Below are 12,789 nucleotides of genomic sequence, written 5' to 3'. Positions count from 1 at the left end.
CCTCGGTGCTTTCCAGGTTTCCGCTCTCGCGTTTCCCTTTCCGGCGTTTCCGACTCTATCAGATCCTTTCGGCGTCTGATTCCCAGTCAGCGGGTTGTGTCTTCCCGGCTGTTGGGCCGTTCCGACGTCTCAAACCTTAGCGGATCCGCCTCCCGTTGCCCAATCGGGCCTTAGCGGCTCGAACGGACAGCACGGAGACCCGAAATCGAATTGAATTCGGGCACGCCGAAATACAACCCGGTCGGGAGATCGTACTGATGGTGTGAGTGCCGCTTATGCGGCGGAGGTGTTGTCGAAGAACCGTTACGGCTCCGCGGCAACCCGAAGAACTCTACGGATCGGGTAGGGCGGTGTCAACCACCCCTGTCAAGATTTTTTTCCCGACCCCGTGACCTGCGTCAGTCCAGGTCGGTGAGGCGGCCGCCGGCGTCGGGCTGGGCGTGCTCCACGCGGCGCAGCAACCGGGTGAGGACTTCGCCGAGCACACCGCGTTCCGCGGGAGAGAGGTCCTGGAGCAGGTCCTCCTCGAAGACGGAGGCGAGCCGCATGGCCTCCAGCCACTTCTCGCGGCCCTCGGGCGTCAGCTCGACGATCACCCGGACCCGGTTGGACTCGTCGCGCTCCCGGGTGACCAGACCCTCGGCGACCATCCGGTCGATGCGGTGGGTCATCGCGGCCGGGGTGAGGCCGAGGCGCTTGGCGAGTTCGCTCGGGCCGAGGCGATAGGGGACTCCGGAGAGGACCAGGGCCTTGAGCACCTCCCACTCGGCACTGCTGATGCCGAGGGCCGAGGTCTGGCGGCCGTAGGCGACGTTCATCCGGCGGTTGAGCCGGGACAGCGCCGAGACGACCTTCTCGACCTGGGGGTCGAGGTCCTGGAACTCGCGCTGGTAGGCGGCGATCTGTTCGTCGAGTGTCGGCTCGCCGGCGCCGGTGGTGTCGGCCATGCCCGAAGTATCGCACGAACGAGCTTGGCGTTGAAGTCCTTCACGATGTAGTCTTTAGCTTCGAACTTTAGCTTCTAAGTCTTCAGGCTTGAGCAGTCCGCTGACTTAACGACTTGAGAGAGGTGAACGTGACCAGGGCGATGGGCGCAGCGATGCGCCGGATCCACGTGGGCAACGCACTCAGCGCGTTCGGGCTCGGCTTCACCGTCCCCTACCTGTACGTCTATGTGGCGCAGGTGCGAGGGCTCGGTTCCATGACAGCGGGGTTCGTGCTCGCTGTCTTCGCCGTGGCCGCGTTGATCGTGCTGCCGTTCGCCGGCCGGGCGATCGTGCGGCGTGGCCCTCTGCCGGTCCTCCTCACCGCCCTGGTCATGGCCGCGATAGGCGCACTGAGTCTCGGGCTGGCGGGACAGGCGGCGACGGTGCTGGCCGCGGCCGCGCTGCTCGGGGCCGGGCAGGCGGTGATGCAGCCGGCACTGGCCACGATGATCGTGGACTGCTCGACGTCGCAGACCCGGTCGCGGGCGTTCGCGACGCAGTTCTTCCTGCAGAACCTGGGGCTCGGCGTCGGTGGTCTCATCGGCGGCCACCTGGTCGACACCACCCGGGTCTCCTCCTTCACGCTCCTGTTCGCGATCGAGGCGGCGATGTTCCTGCTGCTGGCCGGCGTGATGTCGACGGTGCGGATACCGCACGCTCCGCGGATCGCGGACGTCCCCGCGTCGACGGCGAAGAGCGGCTGGAAGCAGCTGCTCGGGAACCGAGCGATGGTCCAGCTGTGCGTGCTGGGCTTCGTCCTGTTCTTCGCCTGCTACGGACAGTTCGAGTCCGGCCTGAGCGCGTACGGCGTGGAGGCGGCGGGGATATCGACGTCCGCGCTGGGGACGGCGCTGGCCGCGAACACGCTGATGATCGTGGTCGCGCAGTTCGCCGTGCTCAGGTTCGTGGAGCGCCGGCGGCGGTCCCGGGTGATCGCGGCGGTCGGGCTGGTCTGGGCCGTGGCGTGGGTCGTGGCGGGGTACGCCGGGCTCGGGCACGGAAGCCAGGAGATGGCGACGGCCGCGTTCGTGTCGACGTACGCGCTGTTCGGGCTCGGTGAGGCGATGCTGTCGCCGACGGTCGCCCCGCTGGTGGCCGATCTGGCTCCGGCGGGCCAGGCCGGTCAGTACAACTCGGCGTTCGCCCTGGTGAAGCAGCTCGCGCTGGCGGTCGGCCCGGCGGTGGGCGGCCCGCTCGCGGCGTCCCTGCCCGCGCCGTACGTGGTGACGTTCATGGTGTTCTCGCTGGGGATCAGCGTGCTGGCGATACGGCTCGGACGTCGGCTGACCCCGTCCCAGGATCAGCCCTGGCTCGCCTCGAAGACCGTGGTCGTGGCGCGGGGCGGAGCTGCCGCGGAGTCCGTCTCCGCGTAGCGGCGGTCCGGAGCCGCGAGGTCCCGGCCGCTCGCCCTGGCCGTTCTCCGCGCCCCCTCACGGGCGGGGGGAACGGCGCGGTCAGTCCGCGCTCCCGTGCCTCCGCCCTACCCCTTGGGCAGGACGAACTCGCACCACACCGCTTTTCCGCCGCCCGGGGTTCTTCGCGAACCCCATCCGGAGGCGATCGTCGCGACGATCGCGATGCCCCGGCCGGATTCGTCGCCCGGTTCCGCGCGGCGGCGGCGCGGCAGGTGGTCGTCTCCGTCCGTGACCTCGATGATCAGGCGGCGGTCGGTGCGGCGCAGCCGCAGCCGCATGGGCGGGGTGCCGTGCTGGAGCGAGTTGGCGACCAGCTCGCTCGTGGCGAGGACGCCGAGGTCGTGGAGTTCGACCGGGAAGCGCCAGCTGGTCAGGACGCCGGAGGCGAAGGCACGCGCGCGGGGTGCCGCCTCGACACCGCCGAGCAGTTCCAGGGCCGCGTTGCGGAACAGTTCGCCGTCGGCGCCGGTACGGGCCGGGTGCTGGAGGACGAGGACGGCGACGTCGTCGTCGTGGTCGGCGGTGACGCCGGCGGAGCGGACCAGGCGGTCGCAGATGACCTGCGGGGTGCCGGTGGCTCCCGCCAGCGCGCGTTCGAGCGCGGCGATGCCCTCGTCCAGGTCCTCGTCACGGCGCTCCACCAGGCCGTCCGTGTAGAGGACGGCCGTGGAGCCGGGGCCCAGCGGTACCGAGCCCGACGTGTGGATCCAGCCGCCGGTGCCGAGCGGCGGGCCGGTCGGTTCGTCGGTGCGCAGCACGGTGCCGTTCTCGTCGCGGACCAGGATCGGCAGATGGCCGGCCGAGGCGTACACCAGCCGGCCCTCGTTCGGGTCGTGGATGGCGTAGGCGCAGGTGGCGATCTGGTTGGCGTCGATCTCGGTGGCGAGGCCGTCGAGGAGCTGGAGGATCTCGTGCGGGGGCAGGTCGAGGCGGGCGTAGGCGCGCACCGCCGTACGGAGCTGGCCCATGACGGCCGCGGCCCGCACGCCGCGGCCCATCACGTCGCCGATGACGAGGGCGGTGCGGCCGCCGCCGAGGGTGATGACGTCGTACCAGTCGCCGCCGACCGCGGCCTCGGTGCCGCCGGGCTGGTAGGTCGCGGCGACGCGCAGGTCGTCCGGCTGTTCGAGTTCCTGCGGGAGCAGGCTGCGCTGGAGGGTGACGGCCGTCTCGCGCTGGCGGCGCTCGCTGGCGCGCAGCCGTTCGGCCGCCTCGGCGTGGTCGGTGACGTCGGTGGCGAACAGCAGGACGCCGCCGTCGTGGTCGGCGTTCTCGGCGACGGGGGTGCAGGTGAACGTGTAGGTGCGGCCGTCGAGGGCCTTGCGTGACTTCAGGGTGCGGGACTTGCCGCTGCGCAGGACCTGGTCGAGGAGCGGGAGGAGACCGAGCTGGACGAGTTCGGGCAGGGCCTCGCGGGCGGGGGCGCCCGGGGGCCGTACGCCGAAGGCGGCCGTGTAGGCGTCGTTGACGTACGCGATGTGGTGGTCGGGGCCGTGGACCAGGGCGACCAGGGCCGGGACGCGGTCCAGGACGTCGCGGGCGGGCAGTTCGTCGACGGCGGGCACACAGGGCGAGTCGTCAGTCAGTTGTTCGACGCGGGCAGCGGGCACGGAGCCTTCGCCCCGTCGGTCCGGGGGGACCGCGTGCTCGGTCCGCGCTGCGGCGCGGCGCTGCGTTCCGGGGAGCCGGGCGCTCCAGCGCGTGAAGTTCACGAATCCTTGCCTCGTGTCGTCGTCTCCGGCCTGCTTCGGGAGCGGCCGGGGGCCGGGGGATGTCCCCCGGTGCAGTTCTGGGGAGAAGCCTTGTGCTCGGTCGGGGGGCAGTCTGGCAGGGTGGCCGTCGGCGGCGACATCCGTCAGACGCCGGGGCGGGCCGTGGAGTTCCTGAGTTCCGTCAGGACGACCCGTTCGAGTCGTCCAAAGGACTGTGAGGAGGCTTTCCACCGGCCGCGAGTTCGAACTCCGCTCGGGGGTGTTCGAGTGACCCGAGCGAGACGATCTCCCGCTTGAAGAGCCCGGAGAGGATCCATTCGGCGAGCACGCGGGCCTTGCGGTTGAAGGTGGGCACCCTGCTCAGGTGGTAGACGCGGTGCATGAACCAGGCAGGGTAGCCCTTCAGCTTGCGTCCGTAGACCTGGGCGACGCCCTTGTGGAGTCCCAGGGAGGCCACGGAGCCGGCGTAGGCGTGGGCGTAGGTGTCGAGGGGTTCGCCGCGCAGCGCGTGGACGACGTTGTCACCGAGGACCTTCGCCTGCCGCACCGCGTGCTGCGCGTTGGGCGCGGTCTCGGTGCCGGGGGTGTCGGCGGTGACGTCGGGAACGGCGGCGGCGTCGCCCGCGGCCCATGCGTGGTCGACGCCGTCGATCGTCAGCTCGGCGGTGCATTTCAGCCGCCCGCGCGGGGTGAGCGGAAGGTCGGTGGCGGCGAGCACCGGGTGTGGTTTGACGCCGGCGGTCCACACGAGCGTGCGGGTCGGGAAGCGCTGGCCGTCGCTGAGGACGGCGACGCGGTCGGCGCAGGACTCCAGGCGGGTGTCGAGGAGCACCTGGATGTTGCGGCGGCGCAGCTCGGTGACGGTGTAGCGGCCCAGTTCGTGGCCGACCTCGGGCAGGATCCGGTCGGTGGCCTCGACGAGGATCCACCGCATGTCCTCGGGCTGGACGTTGTGGTAGTACCGCGTGGCGTAGCGGGCCATGTCCTCCAGTTCGCCGAGGGCCTCCACGCCCGCGTAGCCGCCGCCGACGAAGACGAAGGTGAGGGCCGCGTCACGGATCGCGGGGTCGCGGGTCGAGGAGGCGATGTCCATCTGCTCGATGACGTGGTTGCGCAGGCCGATGGCCTCCTCGACGGTCTTGAAGCCGATGCCGTGCTCGGCGAGACCGGGGACGGGCGGCGTGCGCGCGATCGAGCCGGGTGCGAGGACCAGTTCGTCGTACGGGAGGAAAGTGGCGCCTTTTCGCTCCTCGGCGGTGGCGAGGGTGGTGATTTCCGCGGTGCGCGCGGCGTGCTCGATGGACGTCACCTCGCCGATGACGACATGGCACCGGTCCAGAACGCGCCGCAGGGGTACGACGACATGACGAGGAGAAATCGAACCCGCGGCCGCCTCGGGCAGGAACGGCTGGTACGTCATGTAGGGATCGGGGGTGACGACGGTGATGTCGACCTCGTCCCGCCTGAGCTCCGCCTTCAGCTTCCGCTGGAGCCGCAGGGCCGTGTACATCCCGACGTAGCCGCCGCCGACAACGAGAATGCGCGCACGTTCCTTCACCATCCCATGACGCACCCGTGACTGTTGTTTGTCCACAGCCCCGGCAATTTGTGTGACCGGCGGACCGGTTCGGGGCGTGCCCGGCACCCGGTCAGGACCGGACGAAAGGGGCCAGGTCAGTGGGGGCGGGCGAGGGGGCGCGAAGGTGGTGAATCGGGATGTACGCGACCCGTACTCCGATCGGGGGGCGCTCCGTGCGGAACGTCCCCCTTCTGAATTGACAGCCTCTCAACTATGTTCGTGTGGCGACGGGGTGTAGGGGATGTGGCCGAACGGTCCGCGACGGGCGGGTCCGCCCGGTTGCCGGCCGATGGACCGGCGACCGTTCCACTCGCTCCGGCCTTCACAGTGCGGGGAGCGTCTCCGGGGGGAGACGTCATTAACCGGGGGAACACAGATGCATATTCAGGACACGCATTGGGCAACGGCTTCCGCGCTCGCGACGAGCGGCGGAGCGGTGAGCACGGCGACGGGCGGGCGCGGCGACGGCCCGCGGACGACGCCGCTGCGGGTGGACGCACAGCGCAATCTGGAACACGTGCTGCGTGCGGCACGCGAGGTCTTCGGTGAACTGGGCTACGGCGCGCCGATGGAGGACGTGGCGCGGCGGGCGCGGGTCGGGGTCGGCACGGTGTACCGGCGCTTCCCCAGCAAGGACGTCCTGGTCCGGCGGATAGCCGAGGAGGAGACCTCCCGGCTGACCGACCAGGCGCGCGCGGCGCTCGGGCAGGAGGACGAGCCGTGGTCGGCGCTGTCGCGCTTCCTGCGGACCTCGGTGGCGTCCGGGGCGGGGCGGCTGCTGCCACCGCAGGTGCTGCGCGTGGGAGTTCCGGAGGAGGTCGGCGGGGCCGAGGAGCTCCGGGTGCCGCAGCAGCGGACGCAGCCGGTGGCGGGCGAGTTGCGGCTGGTGCCGGAGGAGCGCGAGCCGCTGGCCGCCGACGCCGACGACGCGGGCGCGGCCGCGCTGCTGGAGGTCGTCGGGCGGCTGGTGGAGCGGGCCCGTGCGGCGGGTGAGCTGCGGCCGGACGTCTCGGTCTCCGACGTCCTGCTGGTGATCGCCACCGCGGCGCCCTCGCTGCCGGACCCGGCGCAGCAGGCGGCCGCTTCGTCGAGGCTGCTGGACATCCTGCTGGAGGGCCTGCGGTCGCGGGCCTGAGGCCGCCGTGCCGGCGCACGGCCCGCGCGGTGCCGGCTCCCCTTTCGGGTGATCGGCGGTGCGCCGTGCTGACCCGTGCGCTCGGACGAGTGGTAGGTCCGTCGCCCGGGGCCCCGGGCGAAAGCCGGTGTGGGAGTCTGACCCGGTGATTCGGTCGGGTTGGGCAGGGGCATCGGGGGCGTTCCGCGATGGACGGTGACGGGTGGGACGAGTCCGCCGGTGAGGAACTGACCTCGCCGCAGGTGCCCAGTCAGGGCGGGCGGGCCGGTGTACCGCCCGTCGGCGAACCGCCGGAAGGGAACGTTCCGGCACAGCGGAGCGGCAGTGTGCTGCCCCCGCCCCGCGAACAGCCGCCCGCCGACGCCCAGTTGATCGAGTGGATGCGGGGCGGCGACGACTCGGCGTACGAGGAGCTGTACCGCAGGCACGCGGACCCGGTGCGGCGCTACGCACGGACCTGCTGCCGGGACGGGCACACCGCGGACGACCTGACCGCCGAGGTGTTCGCCCGGATGCTGCAGGCGGTGCGCGGCGGATCCGGGCCCGAGTACGCCGTGCGCGCCTACCTGCTCACCTCCGTCCGCCGGGTCGCCGCGCAGTGGACCAAGTCCGCACGGCGCGAGCAACTGGTCGACGACTTCGCGGTGTTCGCGGCCGAGTCCGCGCGGGGCTCCGAGGTATCCGACGCCGACACGCTCGATCTCGGCGCCGACGTACGGGCGATGCACGAGGCCGAGCGGTCGCTGGCGATGCAGGCCTTCCGTTCGCTGCCCGAGCGCTGGCAGGCGGTGCTGTGGCACACCGAGGTCGAGGACGAGTCGCCGAGCGAGGTGGCGACCCTGTTCGGGCTGGACGCCAACGGCACCCGCGTGCTCGCCAGCCGGGCCCGCGAGGGCCTGAAGCAGGCCTACCTCCAGGCCCACGTGAGCGCCTCCCTCGTCGACGACGAGGAGTGCGCCCGCTACGCCGACCAGCTCGGCGGCTACGCCCGCCGCAAGCTGCGCATCCGCGCGGAGCGGGGGCTGCGCAAGCACCTGGAGGAGTGCGCCAGGTGCCGGCTGGCCGCGGCCCAGATCGAGGAGGTCGCCGCCGGCATCCCGGCCGTCGTACCGGTCGCGGTCATCGGCTGGTTCGGGGCCGCCGGGTACGCCAAGGCGCTCGGGATCGTCGCCGGCGGCGCCGGAGCGGGGGCCGCGGGCGCGGCCGCCGCGGCCGGTGGCTCGTCCGGCGGGGCCGGCGGCGGGGGTGCCGCGGCCTCGGAGGGGCTGGGGGCACCGGTGAAGGCCGGAATCGCGGCCGGGGTGGTCGCGGTCGCCGCCGCGGCGCTGGCCCTCGCCCTCGTGAACGACGGCCATCCGGCCAAGGAGGCGGCCCGCCCGGCGCCCACCACGCCGGTCGTCGAGCCCGCCACACCGACTCCGGCCCCCGCCCCGCCGAAGCGCACGCCGCACCCCGTGCCGGTCGTCCTCGCCCCCGAGCCCGCTCCGAGCCCGACCCCGACCCCGACACCGACCCCCGCACCGAAGCCCCGTCCCGCCCCGACCCCCGCTCCCACCCCGACTCCGACACCCAGGCCGGAACCGACGCCGACGCCCACTCCGCCGCCGGCTCCGGTCGTCTACCAGTGGAGCGAGCTGCGCTTCGACCTCACCGGCGACGGCACCCGGCCCGAGATGCGGCTCGGCGAGAGCAGCTGGGTGTGGCAGCGGTACGGGGTGACGGTGGACGGCGAGCGGTACGCGAACGGCGTCTCCGTGCACGGCCCGTCCTCCGTCACCATCGACCTCAACCGCGAGTGCACCGCCTACGACGCGATGGCCGGCGTCGACGACATGACCCTCGGCCTCGGCAAGGCCGCCTTCTCCGTCTACGCGGACGGCGAGCGGCTGTGGCGGTCCGGGACGGTCGGGGGCGGGCAGCCCGCCGTACCCGTGCACGTGGACCTCACCGGACGCAGGACCGTGCGCCTGGAGGTCGAACCGGGCGAGGGATTCGACGCGTTGGCGCTCGCCGACTGGGCCGATTCGAGGTTCACCTGCCGGTAGCGGTGCCCAAGGACGTCCCGCCCAGCTCGCGCAGGACGTCCTCCTCGGTGAGGGACGCGCCGCGGGCGCGCTCGGCCGCGTAGCGGTCGGGATTCAGCGCCGTGCGGGCGGCCGCGTCGATCTGCTCGGCGCGGGTGCGCTCCGGCTCCGAGCGCGGGCCGCCGGCCCGCCAGCGGTCGGTGGCCGCGAACAGCCGTACCGCGCCCGCCAGATCGCCGATCCGGGCCAGCAGGTCGGCGGCGACGTCCACGAGGGCCGCGGTGATCACCTCGGCGCAGCGGGCCTCCATCGCCTCGCGCAGCCCGTCGGCCACGATCGGCAGCCCGTGCCGCGGACCGTCCTCCATCGCCGTGATCAGTGCCTCGACCGCGCGGAACCCGGCCGTGAACTGGGGAGGCGGGGAGCCGCCCAGCGTCGCCTCACGGGACTCGTCCATGAACGCGCGGGCGCGGGCCGCGTCTCCCTCGTACTGGGCCATGTGCGCCCGCAACAGCGCCACGAACGCCTTCGACTCGGCCACCCCGTACCGCTCGGAGGCCTCGCTCGCCCGGTCCAGGGTGTCCCGTGCGGTCGCCAGGTCGCCGGAGCGGTAGGCGCTCTCGGCGAGCCGCGCGATCAGGAACGGCGTCTCGGCGTGCGCGCCGACCTCGTGGGCCAGCCGCATCGCCTCCTCGTACTCGGCCTCCGCCTCCGCGTACCGGCCGCGCGCCATGGCGGCCTCGCCGGCCGCGCTGCACACCTGCGCCCGCATCCAGCGATCCCCGACCCGCCGGCTGAGGATCCGCAGCTCCGCGAGGTCCTCGTCGACGCCCCGCAGGTTGCCGGGTGAGTCGACCAGGACGTGGGCGCGGTACATCAGGGTGGCGCCGATCTCCCACTCGCCGCCGTACGCACGGCAGTTGGCGACGACGGCGGACATGTCGGGACCGGCGTCCGGGGTGCGGCCCAGGAACCATGCGGTCAGCGGCCAGATGATGCCCGGCAGCCGGGCGGAGCGCGGACCGCCCGCCTCGAAGGAGGACCGGACCAGCGCGACGTACCGCGGGGCCCGTTCGTCCTCGGCCAACCCGGTCGGGACGGACTCGGAGGTCAGCAGCAGGTCGAACATCCGCAGGTCCATCCGCAGCTCGTACAGCGGATGCCCGCGCTCGGCGTCCGGCGCGGCCAGCAGCGCGCCCACCGGGTCCGCCGCGTCGGCCAGCGCGCGCAGTTCCTCCGGACCCGCCCCGTCCGGCAGGGCGTCCCGCGCGACGCCCAGGCGCAGCACCGCGCCCATCCAGGCCATGGCCTCCAGGCGGTAGTTCCGCAGCCACCAGAACCAGCTGACGGCGAGGACGATCCGGCCCGCGAGTGCCTCGTCGCCCGCCCGCACCGCGCGGTCGAGGGCGGCGCGGATGTTGTCGAGGTCGGTCTCCAGGCGCCGGATCCACGGCAGCTGTTCCCCGGACCGCAGCTTGGGATCCGCCTCCTCCACCAGCGCCCGCACCCAGGTGCCGTGCCGGCGCTCGGCGGCCGCGCGCAGCCCGGGGACCTCGGCGGCACGCTCGACGGCGTACTCGTGGATGGTCTCCAGCATGCGGTAGCGCATGCCGCCGGTGCCGTCGGGACCGTCCGGGGCGGCGACGACCAGGGACTTGTCGACGAGCGCCCCGACGAGGTCGGCGACGGGGCCGGTGCACACCGCCTCCGCCGCCGTGAGGTCCCAGCCGCCGGCGAAGACGGACACCTCGCGCAGGACCGTGCGCTCCGCCTCGTCGAGCAGGTCCCAGGACCAGTCGACGACCGCGCGCAGGGTCTGCTGGCGGGGCAGGACCGTGCGGCTGCCGGAGGTGAGCAGGCGGAAGCGGTCGTCGAGCCGGTCGGCGATCTGCCGGGGCGTCAGCAGCCGCAGGCGGGCCGCCGCCAGTTCGATGGCGAGCGGCAGGCCGTCCAGACGGCGGCAGATCTCGTCGACCGCGGTCGGGTCGCCCGGTGCGCCCGGGCGGACGACGGCGGCGCGTTCCTCGAAGAGCCGGTGGGCCTGCTCGGGGGCGAGCGGCTCGACCGGGCGCACCGACTCGCCGGGGACGCCGAGGGGCTCCCGGCTGGTCGCGAGGATCGTGAGGTCCGGGCAGTGGGTGAGCAGGGTTTCCGCGAGGGCGGCGGCCGCTTCGATGACGTGTTCGCAGTTGTCGAGGATCAGGAGCAGGCCGCGCCGCGCGCAGTACTCGACGAGCAGGGCCGTGGGGTCGGCCTGCGGAGCCGCCAGTTCGTTGGTCAGCAGCACGGTCTCGCGCAGGCCGAGGGCGCTGACCACCGCGCCCGGCACCGCCTCGGGCCGGTCGAGCGAGGCCAGCTCGACGAGCCATGCCTGCGGGAGGCCGGCGGCGGCCTCCTCGGCGAGACGGGTCTTCCCGGAGCCGCCCGGCCCGGTGAGGGTGACCAGGCGGGCCCTGTGCACTTCCGAACGGACGGCGTCGAGTTCGGGTTCCCGGCCCACGAAGGAGGTGAGCCGGGGACGCAGGTTGCCGGTGGGCGGCGCGGGTGGGTCCGGCGCGGCCCGCTCCTGCCTGAGCAACGACGCGTGCAGCGACTGGAGTTCCGCGCCGGGGTCGGTGCCGAGTCCGTCGGCCAGGGTGCGGCGGGCGGTCTCGTAGGCGGCGAGGGCGTCCGCCGGGCGGCCGGTGTCGCGCAGGGCGCGGATGAGCAGGGCGTGCAGCGTCTCGTCGTAGGGGTGCGCCGCGGTCAGCGCGGTCAGCTCCGGTACGGCGTCGCGGGCGCGGCCCAGGCGGAGGGCGGCGCCGGCCCGGGTACGGGCGGCTTCGAGTCGCAGGGCCTCGGGGCGGGCGGCGGCCGTCGCACGGTCGGGCAGGTCGGCGAGGGCGGGGCCGCGCCACAGGGCGAGCGCCTCGGTGAGCAGGCGGTGCGCGGTGGCCGGATCGGCGGCGGCCGCGCCCTCGCGGACCCGGCGCTCGAAGACGTGCAGGTCGACGTCGTCCTCGGTCGCCTCCAGGCGGTAGCCGCCGGAGGAGGAGCTGATGCTGTCCCTGCCGAGGACGCGGCGGAGCCGGCCGACGAGGGCCTGGAGGGCGGCCGGGGCGTCCTGCGGCGGGTCGTCGTCCGCCGCCCAGACCTCCTGGATGAGGGTCTCCGGGGTGAGGGTGCGGAGCGGGTGGAGGGCGAGGACGGTGAGCAGCGCGCGGAGGCGGGGGCCGCCGACGGGTATGGGGGTGCCCTGCTCATCGGTCGCTCGGGTGACACCCAGGATTCGGTACCGCACCGGCTCATTGTCGCCGGGGCACGGAACCGCGGCACGAGGGTTTCGGACCCGACCCGCCCCGCACCCGAAACCGAGCCCCGCACAGCACCCCACCAGGGACGCGGGGAACCGCGCGCCCAGCCACGACCCACCCGCACCCGCACCCGCAGCAGAAGCCCCCGTCACACCCCGACGGGGAACGCGAAACCGACGCGGCACACAGCGCCCCCCAGGGGCGCGGGGAACTGCGCGACCAGCCCCCACCGACCCGCACCCGCACCCGAAGCAGAAGCAGACGAACCCCCCGTCACGCCCCTGACGCCAACGCCCCCCGCATCGGGCGGATCCCCGCCGGAACCGCACGCGCGCGGGCAGGCGTCCCCGTCCAGCAGGTGCCCCGGCGGGACAGCAGGCGGCGGAGCCACAGTTCCAGGGAGACCAGGTCGGCGAGGCCGTCCAGCGGCAGGGGCTCGCCTGAAGCCGCCGCGCGGACCGCCCTGCGGACCACCCGGGCCTCCACCAGCCCCGCCTGGGCCAGCAGCGGCGTGGAGAAGAGCGCGATCAGGTCGTGGGGGGGGGCCCCCCCCCCCCCCGGGGGGGGGGGCCCCCCGGGCGGGGGGGGGGGGGGGGGGCCCCCCCCCCCGCGGGGGGGGGGGCCCCCCCCCCCCCCCCGCCCCCC

7 protein-coding genes and 1 pseudogene are annotated in these 12,789 nt (G+C 73.7%); 3 read left to right on the top strand and 5 right to left on the bottom strand.

Annotation, left to right across the window (positions count from 1 at the left end):
* Positions 1 to 398: 398 nt before the first annotated feature.
* A complete protein-coding gene (locus tag ACIRQ9_RS39990) occupies positions 399 to 947 on the bottom strand; it encodes a MarR family transcriptional regulator (RefSeq protein WP_351328871.1) in 549 nt (182 codons plus the stop codon).
* Positions 948 to 1,087: 140 nt separating this feature from the next.
* On the opposite strand from ACIRQ9_RS39990, the gene ACIRQ9_RS39985 reads away from it, so the two are divergent.
* A complete protein-coding gene (locus tag ACIRQ9_RS39985; RefSeq protein WP_404185606.1) occupies positions 1,088 to 2,359 on the top strand; it encodes an MFS transporter in 1,272 nt (423 codons plus the stop codon).
* 107 nt (positions 2,360 to 2,466) lie between these two features.
* Here the strand turns inward: ACIRQ9_RS39985 and ACIRQ9_RS39980 are convergent, their stop codons facing one another.
* Together ACIRQ9_RS39980 and ACIRQ9_RS39975 are read right to left on the bottom strand one after the other, a co-directional pair.
* Positions 2,467 to 4,113, bottom strand: coding sequence for a SpoIIE family protein phosphatase (locus ACIRQ9_RS39980; protein ID WP_404185602.1), 1,647 nt, complete (start codon positions 4,111 to 4,113; stop codon positions 2,467 to 2,469).
* A 181-nt stretch (positions 4,114 to 4,294) separates the two neighbouring features.
* Positions 4,295 to 5,674, bottom strand: coding sequence for an NAD(P)/FAD-dependent oxidoreductase (locus tag ACIRQ9_RS39975; protein WP_404185599.1), 1,380 nt, complete (start codon positions 5,672 to 5,674; stop codon positions 4,295 to 4,297).
* Positions 5,675 to 6,068: 394 nt separating this feature from the next.
* Between ACIRQ9_RS39975 and ACIRQ9_RS39970 the strand changes: the two genes are divergently transcribed.
* Positions 6,069 to 6,827 (top strand): TetR/AcrR family transcriptional regulator, encoded by a 759-nt coding sequence (locus ACIRQ9_RS39970; protein WP_404185596.1) that lies wholly within the window; start codon positions 6,069 to 6,071, stop codon positions 6,825 to 6,827.
* 188 nt (positions 6,828 to 7,015) lie between these two features.
* Entirely contained in the window at positions 7,016 to 8,872 is a 1,857-nt protein-coding gene (locus ACIRQ9_RS39965) for a sigma-70 family RNA polymerase sigma factor (protein WP_404185593.1), read from the top strand.
* Here the strand turns inward: ACIRQ9_RS39965 and ACIRQ9_RS39960 are convergent.
* Positions 8,859 to 12,131: a BTAD domain-containing putative transcriptional regulator gene (locus tag ACIRQ9_RS39960; protein WP_404185590.1), complete on the bottom strand. Its 3,273-nt coding sequence runs from the start codon at positions 12,129 to 12,131 to the stop codon at positions 8,859 to 8,861. The genes ACIRQ9_RS39965 and ACIRQ9_RS39960 overlap by 14 nt on opposite strands.
* A 286-nt stretch (positions 12,132 to 12,417) precedes the next feature.
* Positions 12,418 to 12,789: pseudogene (locus ACIRQ9_RS39955) on the bottom strand (asparagine synthase); the annotation flags it as partial.

Source organism: Streptomyces sp. NPDC101237 (assembly GCF_044767465.1).
GTDB classification, from domain to species: Bacteria; Actinomycetota; Actinomycetes; order Streptomycetales; family Streptomycetaceae; genus Streptomyces; species Streptomyces gramineus.
This window is presented reverse-complemented; position numbering and strand designations above follow the sequence as displayed.